Annotated in this window: 15 protein-coding genes; 10 read left to right on the top strand and 5 right to left on the bottom strand. The window is 64.3% G+C overall.

The features are described from left to right. Positions 1 to 513: hypothetical protein (locus tag KBX14_RS06535; protein ID WP_256042133.1), on the top strand; the 513-nt coding region annotated here is incomplete at its 5' end. 431 nt (positions 514 to 944) lie between these two features. On the opposite strand, the gene KBX14_RS11325 is transcribed toward KBX14_RS06535, so the two are convergent. Both KBX14_RS11325 and KBX14_RS06530 read right to left on the bottom strand, forming a co-directional pair. After that, positions 945 to 1,019 (bottom strand): 50S ribosomal protein bL37, encoded by a 75-nt coding sequence (locus KBX14_RS11325; protein ID WP_100227335.1) that lies wholly within the window; start codon positions 1,017 to 1,019, stop codon positions 945 to 947. A gap of 131 nt (positions 1,020 to 1,150) precedes the next feature. Then, positions 1,151 to 1,414 carry a WhiB family transcriptional regulator gene (locus tag KBX14_RS06530; RefSeq protein WP_070362936.1) on the bottom strand — a complete coding sequence of 88 codons (264 nt, stop codon included), beginning with the start codon at positions 1,412 to 1,414 and terminating at the stop codon, positions 1,151 to 1,153. A 464-nt stretch (positions 1,415 to 1,878) separates the two neighbouring features. Here KBX14_RS06530 and KBX14_RS06525 point away from each other — a divergent pair, with 464 nt between their 5' ends. Continuing rightward, positions 1,879 to 2,334 carry a hypothetical protein gene (locus KBX14_RS06525; RefSeq protein ID WP_256042132.1) on the top strand — a complete coding sequence of 152 codons (456 nt, stop codon included), beginning with the start codon at positions 1,879 to 1,881 and terminating at the stop codon, positions 2,332 to 2,334. Positions 2,335 to 2,390: 56 nt separating this feature from the next. Here the strand turns inward: KBX14_RS06525 and KBX14_RS06520 are convergent, their stop codons facing one another. Both KBX14_RS06520 and KBX14_RS06515 read right to left on the bottom strand, forming a co-directional pair. Next, positions 2,391 to 3,602, bottom strand: coding sequence for a hypothetical protein (locus KBX14_RS06520; protein WP_256042131.1), 1,212 nt, complete (start codon positions 3,600 to 3,602; stop codon positions 2,391 to 2,393). After that, on the bottom strand, positions 3,599 to 4,924 hold the full coding sequence (locus tag KBX14_RS06515) for a DEAD/DEAH box helicase (protein ID WP_256042130.1): 1,326 nt from the start codon (positions 4,922 to 4,924) through the stop codon (positions 3,599 to 3,601). The genes KBX14_RS06520 and KBX14_RS06515 overlap by 4 nt, the downstream gene beginning before the upstream one ends. A 58-nt stretch (positions 4,925 to 4,982) precedes the next feature. On the opposite strand from KBX14_RS06515, the gene KBX14_RS06510 reads away from it, so the two are divergent. Genes KBX14_RS06510 through KBX14_RS06475 form a run of 8 tightly spaced genes read left to right on the top strand, consistent with a single transcriptional unit; the run spans position 4,983 to position 17,305 of the window. Further along, the gene (locus tag KBX14_RS06510) at positions 4,983 to 5,237 is read left to right on the top strand and encodes a DUF3107 domain-containing protein (RefSeq protein WP_240492734.1); all 255 of its coding nucleotides are present in this window, start codon (positions 4,983 to 4,985) and stop codon (positions 5,235 to 5,237) included. 20 nt (positions 5,238 to 5,257) lie between these two features. Beyond that, positions 5,258 to 6,208 (top strand): DUF3152 domain-containing protein, encoded by a 951-nt coding sequence (locus KBX14_RS06505; protein ID WP_083329465.1) that lies wholly within the window; start codon positions 5,258 to 5,260, stop codon positions 6,206 to 6,208. A gap of 54 nt (positions 6,209 to 6,262) precedes the next feature. Beyond that, a complete protein-coding gene (locus KBX14_RS06500; protein ID WP_256042129.1) occupies positions 6,263 to 7,006 on the top strand; it encodes a hypothetical protein in 744 nt (247 codons plus the stop codon). 18 nt (positions 7,007 to 7,024) lie between these two features. After that, the gene (locus tag KBX14_RS06495; protein ID WP_256042128.1) at positions 7,025 to 10,087 is read left to right on the top strand and encodes an ATP-dependent DNA helicase; all 3,063 of its coding nucleotides are present in this window, start codon (positions 7,025 to 7,027) and stop codon (positions 10,085 to 10,087) included. Beyond that, on the top strand, positions 10,080 to 13,379 hold the full coding sequence (locus KBX14_RS06490) for an ATP-dependent helicase (protein ID WP_256042127.1): 3,300 nt from the start codon (positions 10,080 to 10,082) through the stop codon (positions 13,377 to 13,379). The genes KBX14_RS06495 and KBX14_RS06490 overlap by 8 nt, the downstream gene beginning before the upstream one ends. A gap of 10 nt (positions 13,380 to 13,389) precedes the next feature. Next, entirely contained in the window at positions 13,390 to 14,487 is a 1,098-nt protein-coding gene (locus tag KBX14_RS06485; protein WP_176754828.1) for a TrkA family potassium uptake protein, read from the top strand. 7 nt (positions 14,488 to 14,494) lie between these two features. Next, on the top strand, positions 14,495 to 15,256 hold the full coding sequence (locus KBX14_RS06480; protein ID WP_256042126.1) for an NAD(+) diphosphatase: 762 nt from the start codon (positions 14,495 to 14,497) through the stop codon (positions 15,254 to 15,256). Then, positions 15,257 to 17,305 (top strand): ATP-dependent DNA helicase UvrD2, encoded by a 2,049-nt coding sequence (locus tag KBX14_RS06475; RefSeq protein WP_256042125.1) that lies wholly within the window; start codon positions 15,257 to 15,259, stop codon positions 17,303 to 17,305. 13 nt (positions 17,306 to 17,318) lie between these two features. Here the strand turns inward: KBX14_RS06475 and KBX14_RS06470 are convergent, their stop codons facing one another. Further along, complete coding sequence (locus tag KBX14_RS06470; protein ID WP_256042124.1) at positions 17,319 to 18,158, bottom strand: hypothetical protein; 840 nt, start codon at positions 18,156 to 18,158, stop codon at positions 17,319 to 17,321. Positions 18,159 to 18,196: the final 38 nt, after the last annotated feature.

The following is an 18,196-nucleotide window of genomic DNA, read 5'->3' as shown; positions in this document are numbered from 1 at the left end:
GAGAATACGGTGAGCTTGAAGGTTGCAAATCCTGGGTTGGATGCGGCCCGGATGCGTGTTGAGGTTGTCTACCCGTCTGGGAAGGCCGAGCAGGTTGTCACGGTTGCTGGTCAAGGAGAGGCGACGGTGGAGTTGCCGGTGACGGTGGGTGTGGTCAAGACATCGTCGTTGCCGTTGGATGTGCGTGTGGTCAATGAGGATGGTTCGCAGGCGTTTGCTGGCCGGTTTGATGTTGCCGCGGTCATGGATGCTGATGTTGATGGTGATGCGATGGCTGGTGCGCCGCGTAAACCGCAGCACAATGCGCAGACTGCGCCGACGACGACGGCGAAGGCTGGTAAGCATGAGTCTTCGCAGTTGACCACGCAGCGTCCAGCACCGAGTGCTGGTGATGTAAGTGGTGCGCCTGCTGGTGAGACGAATATCGCGGCGATTGTTGCTCCGATTGTGGTGCTGCTGCTGTTAATTGGTGGTGGTGTTGCTGCTGCGATGTCTGGTGGTCTGCACTTCTAAACAAAGGGTAGTGGGCCGTGGGGCTTGTGATACCGGGAGTGTTCCTGGTGGCATGGGCCCTTTTCGTTGTGGTTGGGGGTTGGGATTGTTCCCTGCAGGTCTGTGGTGCCGGGAACGATCTTTATGGTCACTCGTCGTGAGCTGGGGAAACATAGGTGTTGGTCGACCGGAGTGGGGCTGAAGAACGAGATAGTTCCCGGGGGTGGGAACTATTTTTCAGGAGCGTGGGGAGGTGTGAGGGCGGCGCACCAGATTCCGGGTTTTGCTCTGGCTGGCAATCGGAATCCCCTGGTCGCGCGTGCCCGTGATAGGAATGTGGTGCCCAGCCAACACACAGGCAACTACTGCAGCTAGCAACACGAGCTCATGGCACGAAAAACTCCCCACCGGCGTGGACTCATGGTCCTTGCCGATGGGGAGTGTTCGCGTTCTTATGCGTTTGGACGCTTACCGCGGTTCGCGCTCTTCTTGCGACGGTCCTTACGCTTACGGCCACGCTTGCTCATGGTGCCTCCTTTAAAATGCGATGAATTAGGTGCAAACCTAGTTACGAAGTATTCAGTTTATCGTTGTTGCCGCAGTGCGGTGAAATCCCCCGAGGAAATTCTGTGAGAGGCACCGGCAAAAGCCGTAGAGCTTAGGCCGACAGGCGTGCGCGGTTGCGCGCGCGGGCCTTGTTGCGGCGCTTCAGTGCGCGACGCTCTTCCTCAGAAAGGCCACCCCAGACGCCGGCGTCTTGGCCGGTCTCCAGTGCCCACTTCATGCAGTGGGAAGTGACTGGGCAGCGGTTGCAAACAAGCTTGGCTTCGGCGATCTGAGCGAGTGCAGGGCCGGAGTTGCCGACAGGGAAGAAGAGTTCTGGGTCCTCGTCGCGGCAAACGGCTTCGTGGCGCCAATCCATAATAAGTACTCCTTCAAGTTCAGAATGTGTCGTGACTATGTATTTTTTGCGCACCACATTCACAACCCTTTTGGGGCGTGTTGCAAACTAAGTTTGATTCCATTGCCCGGGCGAGTGCTCCGCATTGTGCGGGACTCCACTTCCAGACCTGGCGTTAACCCTGTGGTGACTTAGGGTTAAGGGCTGTGACACCAGCCCGTAATTTTTGCTACTCGAAAATGATGGCATGTATTTCGCCGTTCCGCTAGGGTTCTGGCCAAAAATGTGACTGGAATCATAAGAATTGTATTCATGGTTACCGCTCATAACGCACGGCAAAAACGTGGAACCAATGAGCTGTACGCTCTTGAGCTGCATATATAAGAAAATAATTAGCTGACATATGTGTTCGCTAAGGTCAAATCGGCAATCGTCTGCACCGCAACTGGTGTCGGAATCTGGCCCTGATCATTAGACTCCGTTGTGTGAACAGCAAAGAAAACTCATTGGACCACACTGGCGTTCCGGGCATGCTGCGGTTCGGGGCGGTCGTCGTGTTGCTGCAGTGCTTGGCGATGCTCGGCTACATCATCATGCTGATCTACGCCCAGATTGAAGGCATTAGCGATAGCAGCATTGAATCGAGCGCGGAAGCAAGCCATTACGTGGCGTTGGGCACGGCGGTGTTCCTTGCCATCGTCTTCGGTTTTGTTGCGTTTGTGGCTATCTCGACGCTACAGGGGCGGCCAAGGGGCTCGGGCGCGATCGTGCTCATCGAGGCGATCCTGCTCGGTGTGGCGTTTTATATGTTCCTCGGGGGCGCGCACCTACTCAGTGCGGCGACGGCGCTGCCGGCGGTGCTCGTGTTGATTACGGTGTTCCACCCGGCGTCAGCGGCCTACCAAGAGGCGATGTACGAACTGAAAAAGGCCCGCCGCTAGCAGAGCTACCAAAGCTACCAGGCGACGGGCGCGGGGGATCGGGGTGCTGCGCGGCGTTAGGAGAGGTTCGTGTTGAGCACGACGATCTCCTCGCCGCGCTTTTCTACGATCGTGGTGCCGGCGGAGTCGATGTAAACGGGGCCGGTGTATCCGCCACGATCGACGGGGATGATCTTCTCCACCTTGTTGTCGTCCCAGTTGGCGACGGCGATGCCGGTGTCGGAGGCGTAGAGCAGGCGCTCGCCGGCTGGGAAGCCGGTGCCAAGCGCGCCCTGGAACACGCCGGTAACACTCAGGCGGGAGGGTTCCATGAGCAGCAGGGTGTCGCCTTCGTGGTACGTCATGTGGTGGGGCAGGTCGGCGACGGGGAGGACGTCGACAATTTGGTCGATCTTCTGCGGGCCGTCCAGTGGCGGGATTTCGGAGGCGGCGAGGTCGTTGCCGTCCTTGTCGTAGGTGCGGACTTTGTGGCTGTCCGGGTCGTAGATCGCGGCCGCGTCCTGGGACACCGCGACGAGGTAGGCGTTCTCGGAGATGTCGACGCTTTCGTACATCTCGGGCTCACGGGAGTCCTCGGGAGTGGTGTTCTGGAACTTGAGCTTGGGGCCGTCGTCGCAGTACTCCGTGGTCGCCATAATGTCGGTGCGGGTCAGCGCGGAGTTGATGGTGCAGGACTCGGGCTGCATGTCCGGCTCCTGTGGGGCCTCGTTGTAGCCGTACTCGACGGTCTTGACCATGTCGGAGCGCCACAGCTCGACGCGGTGGGAGCTGACGTAGCCGACGCGGTCGTTGGACTGCACACGTGTGATCACCTCGGGTGCGATGGCGGAGCGTGTGCCTGCGTACTCGCCGGTGAGCGCGTTAATCGTGACGACGTCCCCACAGCCAGCATTGTCGCGGTATGCGGCGACGACCTTGTCCCACGCATGACCGAGCAGGCATAGATCGTTCGGGCGTGTGTAGGTCCAGGCGGTGTCGCCGGCCGGCGTGGTGGCGGTGATGGTGCCGTCGTTGTAGGTGATGATCATGCCTGCAGCGATCACGGGTTGGACGCCGGGGGAGGTGTCCGGAAGGCGGAAGGCTTCCTCGACCTTCGAGGGGACGACGGCGAGGCGTCCCGCGTTCTCATATTCCTCCGCCGCCGGTTCCAGGTGAGAGCTGCGGATCGGTGCGGTGAAAAACGCGATGGCAAGGAGGATGATTGCGATCGCGGTGATGACTGCGGTAGCGATCAAGTCGTTGCGGGTGCGACGTAGGGGCTGACTCAACGCCGTTTCCTTCCTGAGCGGTTCGTTCCACGTCTCGTGGAGGGTGTTCTCTCGCCCGAGCGTTGCGGGCGTGCTCCGAGCACTTTACGCGGTTTGCCCACCGTGGATAAAGCCGAGTCCGGAATGTCCAGGGCCTCGAAGAGCTCTTCGGAGGTGGAAAACCACGTTGGGGGCTGGGGCTTGTCGAGGGAAAGTTCCTCGTTGATTGCTTCCCATTTCGCTGTTTCGTCGAGGTCGGCCATGGTCACGGCGGTGCCGGAGTGGCCTGCGCGCCCGGTGCGGCCGATGCGGTGGACGTAGGTCATTGGGTCGTCGGGGACTTGGTAGTTGATCACGTGGGTGACGTCGTCGACGTCGATGCCGCGCGCTGCAACATCGGTGGCGACAAGGATTTCGACGTCCCCTTCGCGGAAGGCGTTCAGGGAGGCCTCGCGCGCACCTTGTCCAAGGTCGCCGTGGACGGCGCCGACGGAGAAGCCGCGCTGGCCGAGGTCGTCGGCGACGCGCGCGGCGGAGCGCTTCGTGCGGGTAAAGATGATGGTTTTGCCGCGGCCGTTGGCCTGCAGGACGCGCGCGAGCACCTCGGGTTTGTCCATGTGGTGGGCGTAGAACACGACCTGGTTGGTGCTTTCGTGGGTGGAGGCGGCTTCCTCGCCTTGCTCGGCGCGGATGTGGATCGGCGTGTTCATCTTGGAGCGCGCCAGCTGCAGGATCTGGCCGGGCATGGTCGCGGAGAACAGCATCGTTTGCAGTTGGTCAGGTAGGGCGGACCACAGCGTTTCGATGTCGGGCAAAAAGCCCATGTCGAGCATCTCGTCGGCTTCGTCGAGGACGAGGATCGCCACGTGGCTGAGCTGCAGTTCGCCCTGGTGGTAGAGGTCGATGAGGCGGCCGGGCGTGCCCACGACGACGTCGACGCCCTTGTGCAGCGCGACGATCTGTTCCTGGTAGGGCCGCCCGCCGTAGATGGTGGCGACGCGCACCGGGGTGTACTTCGCTGCCCGCTCCAGGTCGTCGCCGACCTGCACGGCGAGCTCGCGGGTGGGGACGACCACGAGGGCGCGGGGTGTGCCGTCGAGTTCGGCGATGGTGGCGTCGTCAAATACTCGGTCGAGCAACGGGATGCCGAAGCCGTAGGTTTTGCCCATTCCCGTGCGGGCTTGGCCGATGATGTCGCGGCCGTCGAGCGCGAGGGGGATCGCAAGTTCCTGGATGGAAAATGTGCGATGGATATCGAGCTCCTCGAGGGCATCGATGAGTTCGGCGGCGACCCCTAGCTCATGAAAATCGGGTGACTGTTCTCTAGCAGCTGATTTGGACACGCCCTCATCTTAGCTGTAGGCCGTTACAATGGATTGACATCCGTGAAGATGAGCAAAGATGAACAACGATAAGGACGGAAACGAACATATGGATATCAAGATCGGTCTTGCAGACACCGCACGTGAGCTCTCCATCGCGATTGCTGAGGGGCACGAGAATGTGCTCAATACGGTGAAGCAGGCGATTGAGGATCAGACCCCGACGGTGACGCTGGAGGATGACAAGGGTAAGAAGTACTTGGTGCGCACCGAGAAGATTGCGTACGTTGAGCTTGGCTCTGCGCAGGCTCGTTCCGTTGGGTTCATGCGTTAAAACCCGCTACATTTACGACCATGAAGAACAATCACGACACCGACGTTTTCGAGGATTGGGACTTTGAGGACGACGGTGAGTTCACCGCGGTAGACCCGGAAGCGGAGGGTCGGCTTGTGCGCTTCGCCCGCGAGTACGGGTGGCGCGCCTACGCGATTCCGGTGTTGGCTGTGCTGACGGTGTTCGTGATTGTGAACATGCTGCAAAACCCCGACGGGGAGGTGTTTGCGGGAAGCGCTGGTGACAGCGCGGTCGAGCAGCCTGACGGTGACGAAGCCTCGCGCACGGTGAGTGTGCTGCCGGAGGGCCAACAGGACGTACTGCAGTTGCCGCCGGGAGGTCCGTTCACGGAGACTGGCGAGGGCACCTTCTACGAGGTTGGCCACCCTGGGATGCAGGCTGGCAAGGGGGATGAGCTCACGGTCCGCTTTGTTGTTGAGGTGGAGCATGGGCTCGACACGGCACTGTACGGGGGCAATGAGGCTGTCGCCGCGCTTGTCGACGCCACCTTGAGCGACCCCCGTGGCTGGACCAACGACCCGCGCTTCCGGTTTGAACACGTCACGGCGGCCGATGAGCCATCGCTGAAGATTCGGCTCGCGTCCGCGGCGACAACGCGGGAGCTGTGCGGCGTGCACCTTGAAATGGAGACCAGCTGCCGCACCCGCGTGACCGGTGAGGACACGGTCATTTTGAACGAGGCCCGCTGGGTCCGGGGTGCTGCGCCCTACGAGGGGGATCTGGGCCGCTACCGCCAGTACCTGATCAATCACGAGGTTGGCCATGCGCTCGGCTTCGCGCACCACGAGCCGTGCCCGGAAAATGGCGTGCTGGCGCCGGTGATGATGCAGCAGACGCTGAGCTTGAACAATGCGCAGCTGTACTCCTTTGATAAGGAAGAGGTGTACCCGGATAACCAGGACACCTGCAGGTCGAACCCGTGGCCGTACCCGCGCCCGGCAGTGTTGTAAGTGCTGTAGTTGTTGTAGTTATAAACAGGCGACGAGAGGAAGGCGAGCTGCGCTGTGACTATTCCCGAGCATGTGTTGTCGGCGTTTCAGGTTGATGGGGAGGCGGCGTCGACACCTGATGCTGCCTGGGGTGAGGCGAAGAAATTTGGGCGCATTGTGATTTCGCAGGCTGCGCCGACGGCGGCGTGGTCGGGCAAGGTGCGTGAGCGCATCGCTGACCACCTTGAGGGGGTGCACGTTGCGCGTCCGGTGCGTGCGACGGACGGGCGCTTCGTGGTGGCTGGCTTCGTGGCCAACGAGTTCTCGCCGGGTGCGCCGGCGGCCCGCGTGGATGAGGCCGTGGCGGCGGCGCTTGCGCTGGAGCGCGCGCTGCAGCAGGCCGAGGTGGTGCAGGAGCTGCCCGAACGCGATAGCTCTGACGTGATCGCAGAGGCGGATCGCGGCGCGTGGAAGGGGCACGAGGATGCCAGTGCTGAGGGGCTGTGTGTGGCGCACGTGGATGTGCTCTCCCACACGCTGTTTTCGGGCTACGCCGCGCCCGTGCTGACGGATCTTGTACCTTCGGCGCGGCTTCGCCCGAGGGGGTATTCGGCTGCCGTCGTAATTGTCGACGCCCTGCTCGCCGGGGCTGTCGATCCGCGAATCGTCGAGCGCTGGTCCCACATTCCGGACCTTGTGTTCCTGGCGGGGCGCGCGTTGGATTTCCGGATGCGGATGGCGCAGCACGACGGAACGTTCCAGAATGCGAACGCGCGTTCGAAATTTTCGGAGGTTTCCGAGCTCCTTATGTCCCGCTAACATGCCACAATGGTGGGCATGAATGACCAGCAGTCCACCACACCCCGCGCGTTTTTAGTCCCGCGCGAACACCAAGCGCACGATAGAACGTGGTCGCAGCCACTTCCCACCGAGGGGTTATGGAAGGTAACCGGCCAGGCGGGTTCGGGGGTGACCAGCTTTCTCATCGATACGTTTGTGGCGTCGGCGAAGCGGCAGTCGGACGCGGAGGGCGTCTTGTTCTTGACGGATTCGAAGGAGTCCGCCGCGCGGATCAGGGCGGAGATTTCGGAGCGGCTCGCTGATACTGACTTTGTTGCCGACGGCCCGATGGTGCGCTCTGTGCATTCCCTGGCGTTTGCCGTGCTGCGGGAGCAGCAGGAACAGCTGCGCCTGATTTCTGGCGCGGAGCAGGACGCGGTCATCCGCCAATTGCTGCAGGGGCATGTTGAGGATGGCCGGGGGAGCTGGCCTGCGGAGCTGCGCCCGGCATTGCCGATGGTGGGCTTTGCGCGCCAGCTGCGTGACTTTTTGCTGCGCGCGATCGAGCGCGGGCTGGACGCTGAGCAGCTCAAGGTGCTCGGAGCCCGCTACGGGCAGGGGATTTGGAGCGCGGCCGGCGACTTTTTGGAGGAATACCAGCAGGTCATGGCGCTGACCGGGACGGTGCGTTACTCGGCATCCGAGCTGATTGCCAGGGCGCTCGACGTGCCGTTGGGACGGACGTGGCACACCGTGATTGTGGACGACGCCCAGCATCTCTCGCCCGCGGCGGCAAAGTTCGTGCAGCGCCTGCTGCAGGGGGCCACACTCGGGGTTGTGGGTGGTGACTTGGATCAGTCCGTCTACCAGTTCCGCGGGGCAAGCCCGGAGTTCTTTGCCACGCTGGGGGGCCTTGAGCACACGGTGATTGACTTGGGGCAGACGCGGCGTGCGCCGGAGGTCTCGGTGGCGCTAGCGCAGACGCCGACGGCGCAGCTCGCGGCGGTGGCGGACGCACTTCGTCGCGCGCACCTCGAGGAGGAGGTCGCGTTTCGGGATATGGCGGTCATTGTGCGTTCGTCAGGGATGATTCAGCCATTCCGCCGCGCGCTGTTGCACGCGGGCGTGCCGGTCGCCCTGAATCCGACGGATGTGGTGCTCAGCGAGCAACGTATTGTTGCCTCGCTGCTGCTTGGGTTGCAGTCGCTGTACACACCGCTGACGGTTGAGCAGTGGCGTGACCTGCTGCTTGGGCCCATCGGTGGTACGGACCCGGTGACGCTGCGCCGCCTGTTGCGCGGCCTGCGGCGTTGGAAACCAGAGGCGCGTGCGGAGGAAACGCTGCGTGACCTTGTTGTTTCCAAGGCAGAGCTGCCGGATTTCGGCGAGGTACTCACTGACCGTGAGCTGCAGATGCTGCACCGCATCCGCCAGGTGTTGGATGCCGCCAGGGAGGTCTACGACGCTGACGGCAGCGTCGAGGAGGTGTTGTGGGCGCTGTGGAACGCCACGGGTTTGGCAGATCACCTCACTGCGGTTGCGCTTCGGGGCGGCACGACGGGCTCGCAGGCTGACCGGGATCTGGATGCGGTCATGGCGTTGTTCGACGCCGCCGGTGACTTCACCGAGCGTAAAACCCAGGGTGGGCTCGAGCTGTTCGTGAACAGCATGTTGGAGCAGGAACTGCCCACCGGTGTGCGCGATCGCCGAGCGGCCACGCCGGACGCAGTGGCGCTGTTGACCGCGCACGGCGCGGTGGGCAGGCAGTTTAGCCGTGTTGTCGTTGCCGGTGTGCAGGACCTCGAGTGGCCGAGCCTGGGCGAGACCGGCTCGATTTTCGGCCAGCAGGATCTGGTGGACCTGGTTGACCACGACGTGGATCCCGCCACCCCGGTGTCGCACTTGCGCGAGCGCCTCGAGGAGGAGCGTCGCCTGTTCCACGTGGCGTTGACCCGCGCGACGGAGCGCGTCCTGGTCACGGCCGTCGACCAGACTGACGGCGAGGAGGTCATCGAGCCGTCCCGGTTCATTGAGGAGCTCTGCGAGGAAACCGGCATTTCCCCGCAGCTGGTGACGCTGTCCGCGGAGGACGCCGCGGCTGGGGATGACGGTGCGGAGGCCACGGTTGTGCGCGTACTATCCCGCGATGATTTCCTGGGGGAGCTACGCCGCACACTCGCGGACGAGGAACACAGTACGGAAGCAGACCGGCGCCAGGCCGCGCGCCAGATTGCGCGGCTGGTGGAGGCCGGGGTGCCGCTCGCGGACCCGGAGCAGTGGTGGACCACCACGGAGCCTTCGACGGATGAGCCCGTTGAAGGGCAACGTTCACTGTCGCCGTCGAGGATTGAGGCGCTGTTGAAGTGCCCGATGAGCTCGGTGCTCGAGCGCACTCTCGGTTTTGATAGCTCGATGCCGATGGTGATCGGATCGATCGTGCACGCCTACTTCGAGGCGCTCGGCCGAGGCGTGCCGGAAGAGCAGGCGCGGATGCACACGCTGGCCACGTACCGCGCGATTGTTGACGCCCCCGCGTGGCAGGCCGAGGCCCAAGTCCGCGACTTCGAGGCGATGCTGGAGCGAACCAACAAGTGGTGGGAAAATCGCGCGAAGAAGTTCGAGGTTGTGGGCATGGAGGTGCCGATCTCCGTCCAGGTCGCAGAAGACGTCCATATCCGCGGGCGAGCCGACCGGCTGGATAAGGAAGAAAGCGGCAGCGTGCACATCGTTGACCTGAAGACTGGCTCGACGATGCTCTCCGTAGATAGCGCGAAGGAGTGCGAGCAGCTTATGGCGTACCAGCTTGCGCTGAGCCATGGGCAACTCATCGGTGAGGGCGACGATCTTCGCGTTGTGACGTCCACCGATGGGCAAGAGGGCCTGGACGTTGGTGGGGCGGCGCTCGTGTACTCGAAGCACGGAACGAACGCCGCAACCACGCGCGAGCAACCGCGCAAAGAAGAGGAAGAACTCGAGTACTTCACCGAACTCATTGCACCGCTGCCCGGCAAGACAACAGGGCCGCAACTCGAAGCGCAGGCGGGCAAGCACTGCGATTACTGCGCTGTGCGCGCGCTGTGCCCGGTCCAGATCGAAGGGACGATGATTTACAATGGCTGATTTCACACCCCAGGAACTCTTCCAGGCGCTCGGGGACGCATTTCCCCCTAGTAGCCAGCAGGCCGACGTGATTGGTGCCGAGCCGGGGCCGATGCTGGTCGTGGCCGGTGCTGGCGCGGGCAAGACGAAGACGATGGCGGACCGCGTGGTATGGCTCGTCGCCAACGGGTATGTGCGGCCGGAGGAAGTCCTCGGCTTGACGTTTACCCGCAAGGCGGCCCGCGAGCTGGGGCAGCGGATCCGGAACCGGCTGCAGGCGTTGGCTCGTCACCGGGAGCTCGTACGGGAGCTCGATCCTTCGGGCGCGCTGGCGGAAAGCCTGGAGGTTATCGCGCCGACTGTTGCTACGTACGACTCGTACGCGGGCGAGCTCGTTCGCGACTACGGGCTGCTCGTCCCGGTAGAGCCGGACGCGCGCCTGATTACGCAGGCTGAGCTGCATGCGATCGCCGTCGAAGTCGTGAGCAATTACAACAAACCACTCATCGCGGAAGGTGCCCCTGCCCCCGCGATGAGCACAGTGGTGGAGGACCTACTGAAGCTCACCACGGCGATGGGCAACGCCCTGGCAGACCCAAACGATATTTACGAGGCCGCGGAGATCTTCCTGAAAGAGACGGAATCGCTACCGAAGTCGCCGCGGAGCAAAACCGAATTCTGCAAGACCATGACGGGGTGGCGCAACAAGCAGCGCCAGCGCCAGTTGATGTTGCCGCTGGTTGAGGAGCTTAACGCGGCGCTGCGTGAGCGTGGTGTGGTCACGTTCAACGAGCAAATGAACATTGCGGCCACGCTCGCGGAGCAGCACGCGTCCGTCGGTGCTGCGCAGCGGCAGAAGTACCGCGTGGTCATGCTCGACGAGTACCAGGACACCTCGCATTCGCAACGAGTGTTGCTGCGCAGCCTGTTTGGCGAGGGCCAGGACCCCACGTTGACGGTGACTGCGGTGGGCGACCCGATGCAGGCAATCTACGGCTGGCGCGGGGCGACGTCGGAAAACCTCGCGGCATTCGTGGAGGATTTCCCTGCCGCGGGCGGTGTGCCGGCGCAGAAGAAGCAGCTCACCATCTCCTGGCGTAACCCGAGCAAGGTGCTTGAGATGGCGAACCAGGTCTCCACCGCGATCCTTGGCAGCGGGGAAGATCGTGCCGTCGCGCCTCTGGAGCCACGCAAGGACGCTGCGGCAGGCGACGTGGAGATGCAGTTCTTCCAGCGGGAGGAGGAAGAAATTGAGTTCGTTGCCGACGCGCTGCAGCAGCAGTTTGAGCAGGGCGGTAAGCTCTCGGCCGCGGTGCTGACCAGGAAGAACAGGCATGCGCAGCCGATCGCCCAGGCGCTTGAGGCCCGTGGTGTGCCGTATGAGATCGTGGGGCTCGGCGGCCTGCTGGATACCCCGGAGGTGCAGGACACGTTGGCTGTGGCCACGATGTTGGTCCGCCCCGAGGATTCTGAGGCGGCACTGCGCGTGCTGGGTGGGCCGTCGGTCGGGCTCGGGCTAGCGGATATGGAGGCGCTCGCCGCACGTGCCAAGAACCTGCAAGCCCGCGCGGACGGCCCGGTCGCGGAGGAGGAAGCAGCCAGGCCAGTGCCCGCGGACCCGGAGGAGCGCCTCATCGAGGAGCTGACGCAGCTTGCACTCGAGGCGGAGGCGCTGAAGATGCAGTCGGCGAAGCCCGCGGGCCTGGCGGACGCGGTGGCGGACCTGGGCGAGCCAGAGCGCTACAGCGAGGAAGGCTACAAGCGCCTGCAGCTGCTGGCGTCGCGGCTGCGACAGCTGCGGCGCAATTCGCTGGGCAAGCGGCTCAGTGACTTGTTCGCGGACATCATCGAGGTCTTCGGTATTCGCGTTGAGGTGCTGGCGCGGCGCTCGTCGGCAGGCACGGTGCACTTGGACCAGCTGCTGCACTACGTCGAGGAGTACCCGGGCACGAGCGTGGAAGCGCTGCTGGACTACTTCGAGTTGGCGAAGCAGCAGGAGGACGGGCTTGCGCCGGGCAACGTCACCGTGCGCGGGGACCGAGTGCAGATCTTGACGGTGCACAAGGCGAAGGGCCTGGAGTGGGATACTGTCGCTGTGTTGCACGCGGATAAGGACACCTACAGCTCAAAGATTGAGACCTTCCTCGCCCAGATCCCATTCCTGCAGCCTGAGACGTTCGGTGACCCGGACATCTACGAGGAGTTCGCAGAGGTAGAGCACCGCACGCAGTTTAAGAACGCTGCCAATGCGTGGCGCAAGCACATCGGCGAGGACCTCGCTGAGGAGCAGGCGCGCCTGTTCTACGTGGCTATCACACGTACGGAAAACAGGCTGTTGCTTACCGGGTCGAACATCTCTCTGGGCGGCAAAAAGAATACGAACGGGCCGTACGAGCACTTCGCGGCGTTCGAGGGCCTCGAGCTGCCGGAGCAGGTCGAGGACGAGGATGCGGAGAAAACGGTACAGCAGCCGGAGGTGGCCGTCGGCACGTGGCCTGTGCAGTCCTACGAAGCGGCGCACGCTGCCAGTAGTCAGGCCACTCGCCCGAGTGAGCTGGTCAGGGACGCGCTCGAGACCGAAATCGCGCCCGCGGCCGGCGAGCTCTACGAGCTGTGGGAGCGCGACGCCACCGCGCTCATTGAGGAACACAAGGCGGCGCAGTCGCCGGACGTGCCCGTCATGCTGCCTGGTGAGCTGACCGCCTCAGACGTGGTGGCCATGCAGGCGGACGTGGAACAGTTCGCGCGCCGGGCACGTCGCCCGGTGCCGTTCAAGCCGAACCAGTACGCGAAGCGCGGCACCGCATTCCACGAGTGGATCGAGGATTTCTACGGTGCGCACCCGCTGCTCACTGAGGACGAGCTGCCGGGCATGGGCGAGTTTGAGGTGGACCCGTCGACGCTGCAGAAGCTGAAAGCCAACTTCGAGAACAGCCACTGGGCGTCGAAGACGCCGACGCACGTGGAGTGCCCGTTTGAACTGGCGCTCGGCAAGGCGGTGGTGCGTGGCCGCATGGACGCGGTCTTTGCGGACGGCGACGGCTGGGTCGTGGTGGACTGGAAGACCGGCAACCGCCCGGTGGGTGCGGCGATGGAGGCAGCGAAGCTGCAGCTTGCCGTGTACACGGAGGCGTGGAAGCGAATCGCCAACGACGGCCGCCCAGTGAAGGCCGTGTTCTTCTACGTCCGCGATGGAAAGGACTTCACCGCGACGGAGCTTCCGGATGCGCAGCAGCTGACGAAGTTGTTGGAAGATGCAGCAAACGGCGCAACTTCCGGTACAGTTTCACGCCGTAGTAGCGAGGAAGGATAGCGGAGTGAAACTGCCGTTTGCGTTGTCATGGAGTGACCGGTTCCGTGCGGATGCGGATCCGTCGGAAATACCGGTGCACACCCTGCTGGATGTCGTTCGGATTCCGTCGGCGGAACGCACCACTCCATGGGCGTTGATGGCAAGGCGCTTCGGCTACGCGGCCATGTTGGTGTTGGCCGTGGCGACGGTGGTCTACTTCGACAAAGAGGGGTACACCGAGCCACTGACCTTTATCGACGCCCTGTACTATTCGGCGGTTTCGCTCTCAACGACCGGCTACGGCGATATCACGCCGGTGACGCAAAGCGCGCGCCTGATGAATATCTTGGTCATCACGCCGTGCCGTGTGGCATTCCTGATGCTCTTGGTCGGTACGACGTTGTCGGTGTTGACGGAGGATTCCCGCAAGACGCTACAGATTCAGCAATGGAGGAGAACAGTGCGCAATCACACCATCGTTATCGGCTACGGCACGAAGGGCAGGTCCGCGGTGGATGCGCTGCTCGCGGGCGGTACCGCCCCGGGCAACATCGTTGTTGTTGATGATGACGCCGTGGTGCTGTCGAACGCCGAGAAGCGCGGCCTGGTCACCGTCCACGGCAACGGCACTCGCTCGAGCGTGCTGAAGGTCGCTGGTGTGGCGCGTGCGCGCTCAGTTGTGGTGGCGCCGTCCTCGGACGATACCGCGGTGTTGGTCACGCTGTCTGTCCGTGAGTTGGCGCCGAGCGCCATGATCGTTGCCAGCGTCCGTGAGAGTGAGAATCAGCACTTGCTGATGCAGTCGGGCGCGGACTCGGTGGTGGTCTCTTCCGAAACGGCGGGCCGCCTGTTGGGCATCGCGACGGTCACGCCACCTGTGGTGGAGATGATGGAGGACCTGCTCAGCCCGGACGAGGGCTTCGCGGTTGCGGAGCGCCCGATCGCGGACGACGAGGTCGGAGCGAACCCGCGTCACCTCGCCGACATTGTGCTGGGTGTGGTGCGCTCCGGCGAGCTCTACCGCATCGACGCCCCGGAGGCCGAGACGGTTGAGCCCGGCGACCGCCTGCTGTTCGTGCAGATGACGCAGCCGACCCCGCTGACTGAGCGCACGCGCCCGACGGAGTAGGCGGCCTATGAAGCGGTTCATTGCCTTCGATGCCGCCGGCAGGTTTGTGCTTGGAGCTGATGACACGCCCACACTTTTCGACGCCCACTCCGCCCAACCCCACGCCGAGAACACGGTGCACGTCGGCGACGATGTGTGGGCGGTGCTGGTGAGCGAGGCGCAGCTTGAGGCATTGGGCGAGCGCTTCGGCACTTGCCGCAGCCACGCAAGCGAGTATCTGGTTGCACGCGGGTTCGGTCTGCTGCGTAACCAGCGCCAGCTGCGCTTCGACCCGCGCGACGGCAGCGAAGTCGCCTGGGGCGAGGCGGGCATCGTTGCGCGTGGTGCGAGCGGGAAACCGCTGTTTCCGCGTATTGACCCGTCGGTGATCGGGGTGGTGCAGTCGACGGACGGGGAGCGGATTTTGCTGGGGGAGAATGCGCGCCGCCCGGGCTACTTCACGCTGATTGCGGGATACATCGACGTCGGTGAGACCATCGAGGACGCCTTCGCGCGTGAGGTGTGGGAGGAAACGGGGCGTCGTGTCGGGGCGGTGCGCTATGTTGGGTCGCAGCCGTGGGCGCTGTCGGGTGCGCTGATGTTGGGGATGGTGGCGTCGACAAGTGATGTTGATGCTGTGGGCCCCTTGGATGGGGAGCTGACGCAGCTGCGCTGGCTGCGCCGCGACGAGCTGGGCACTGTCACGCTGGCGGTGCCGGGGACGATTGCGCGGCGGATGATTGACCAATGGGCTCGTGGAGAGTTCAACGAGGAACGGAGAGGAACGTAAGTGGCTGTAGATCTGAGCTTGCTGGATGAGGATCAGCGGATTGCAGCGACCGCTCCTCGTGGCCCGGTGTGCATCCTGGCCGGCGCCGGGACGGGTAAGACGCGCACGATTACGTACCGCATCGCGCACATGATTGACCAGGGCACGGTGAGCCCGAACCGTGTGCTGGCGGTGACGTTTACGCAGCGTGCGGCAGGGGAGATGCGCGACCGTCTGCGCACGATGGGCATTGGCGGCGTGCAGGCGCGCACGTTCCACTCGGCGGCGATGCGGCAGCTGCGCTACTTCTGGCCGCAGATTGCGGGGGATCTGCCGTGGCGGCTGCTGGACAACAAGTTCCCGCTGGTGGGGCGGGCGGCTCGCGCAGCCGGGCTGGAGTCGGATAAGGAGATGGTCCGCGACCTGCTGGGGGAGATCGAGTGGGCGAAGGCGAGCGTGATCGGCGCGCAGGACTACGTGGACCGCATCGCGGATACGAACCGGACTCCGCCGACGGATCCGAAGAAGGTCGCGGAGGTCTACCGGCTGTACGAGGAGGCGAAGACGAGCCCGGAAGGCATGCTCATCGACTTCGACGACCTGCTCCTGCACGTCGCGGGTGCCCTGGAGAACGCGCCCGCGGTGGCGGAGGAGTTCCGCTCTCAGTACCAGTCCTTCGTGGTTGACGAGTACCAGGACGTGACCCCGCTGCAGCAGCGCGTGCTGGAGGGCTGGCTGGGGCAGCGCGATGACCTGACGGTGGTGGGGGACGCGAACCAGACGATTTACTCCTTTACCGGTGCGACCCCGGATTACCTGCTGAACTTTTCGCGCACCTACGAGCACGGCACGGTGGTGAAGCTGCAGCGCGACTACCGCTCGACGCCCGAAATCACGGAGCTGGCTAACGCGGTGATCTCGCGCGCGACGGGCAGGGCCGCGGGCACCAGGCTTGAGCTGATCGGTATGCGGGAGTCCGGTCCGCAGCCGACGTTCCACGCCTACGACGATGAACCGACGGAGGCCCGCGAGGTTGCCGCGGCGGTGCAGCGTCTGATCGATTCCGGGGTGCCGGCCAAGGAGATCGCGGTGCTGTACCGGATTAACGCGCAGTCGGCGGCGTTTGAAGCCGCACTTGCGGACGCGGGCATCGTCTACCAGGTGCGCGGCGGGGAGGGCTTCTTCCAGCGCGGTGAGATCCGCGAGGCGCTGCAGACACTGGTGGCGGCAACCCGGCGCCACGACTTGCCGGATGACCCGGTGGTGGTGGCCAAGGCGGCGTTCGCCCCGCTCGGGTTGACGCCGACGGAGCCGGAGGGTGCCCAGGCTCGGGAGCGCTGGCAGGGTCTGCGCGCGCTCGTTGACCTGATCGAGGAGATCGTGCATACGAAGGAGGCGTCGAGTCTGGAGGACGTGCTGCGTTCGTTGCGCCAGCGCGCGGAGGCGAAGCAGCCACCGGCGATTGACGGGGTCACGCTCGCCAGCTTGCATGCGGCGAAGGGCCTGGAGTGGGATGCGGTCTTCCTCGTGGGGCTGGTGGAAAACACGCTGCCGATCTCGCACGCGATTAAGGCGGGCGACGAGAACATCGAGGAGGAGCGCAGGCTCTTCTACGTCGGCGTGACGCGCGCCCGGGAACACCTGCAGTTGTCGTGGGCGCTGGCCAGGCAGGAGGGCGGCAGGAAGTCGCGGTCGCGTTCGCGCTTTCTGGACGGTTTGGTGCCCGAGCTTGAGGCGGAGGACACCCCGCAGCGGCTGAAGCAGACGCGCCGCTGCCGAGTGTGCGGCAACGTGCTGTTCGCCCCGGCGGACAAGGCGCTCGGCAGGCACCAGGATTGCGACGCCGACATCGACGAGGACGTCTACCAGGCGCTGAAGCGCTGGCGGCTCAAGACGTCGCGCGCGGCGAAGCAGCCCGCCTACATGGTGTTTTCCGACGCCACCCTGCTCGCCATCGCGGAGACCATGCCGGAAGACGAACAGGGTCTGCTCGCCGTGTCGGGGGTGGGACCGGTGAAGGTGGAGCGCTACGGCGCTGAGGTGTTAGAGACGCTGGCGGAGTTCCGCTAGACGCGACAAACACCTAGAAGCACAGCGGGCAGTCTGGGTGCGGCTGCAGGCGAAGCGTTTTCAGCGGGGTGCGGTTGAACGGGTCCGCAAGCAGGGTGTCGCCGGTGCGGGGTTCCGGGGCGGATACGCCCGGCGGGTCCGGCAGCTGGCAGATGCGCCGGACCAGGGTTGCTGCGGCGGCCACGCCTGCCTGGACCACGACCGGGTCCGGGTTGCGCACGCCCGCGGGTGCCGCGGCGGCGATCGCCGTCCATTGCGGGTCGCGCTCGAGGAGGTAGTGCTCGCGGCAGATCAGGCATGGGCCCTCGACACCGACGGCGTAGGGGCCGACGAGGACGCGGGCGTCGATCTGGAGGACCGGAATCACGGGGCCGGTGCGGTGTCGGGTGTACGCGGCGAGCGTCCGGGTGCGGTGCGCCTGGTCGACGATGATGAGCGGGAGAGGCGAGGGGGCGTCGAAAAGGAAGCGGGAGAGTGGCTGGGTGGGCTCGGGGGAGCGCACGTGGATGCCGCTGGTGCGTAGTGTTTCTGCCAGCGTGTTGGCCAGCGTGGAGGTGCCGATCAGCAGTACCGCGGGGCGGGAGACTTCGACGAGGACGCGGTAGGCGATGAGGTCCTGGATGAGGCTTCGCGCGCCATCCGCGTCCATGGAAACCGCCAGCCGGCGAACCACCTCGGGCAGAGGCCGCGGCGTAGACAGCGCGTCGAGGGCCGCGGCGACTGCGCGGGCGTTGCTGACTTCGATGATGCCGCTGCGTGTGGCGTCGAGCCCGAATTGCAGCGCGTGCGGGCCCCTGCTGAGTACCTGTACCCCCATGGCCAGCTGAATGACAGTATCCGACTGGTTACACATGCTTCCCCCTGATGCCCCTGTGGCTGTGTCGGTTGTAC

The sequence above is a fragment of the Corynebacterium sp. CCUG 61414 genome (assembly GCF_024453945.1).
GTDB lineage: Bacteria > Actinomycetota > Actinomycetes > Mycobacteriales > Mycobacteriaceae > Corynebacterium > Corynebacterium pseudogenitalium.
The sequence above is the reverse complement of the archived record's forward strand: the minus strand, read 5'-3'. Positions and strand labels throughout refer to the sequence as shown.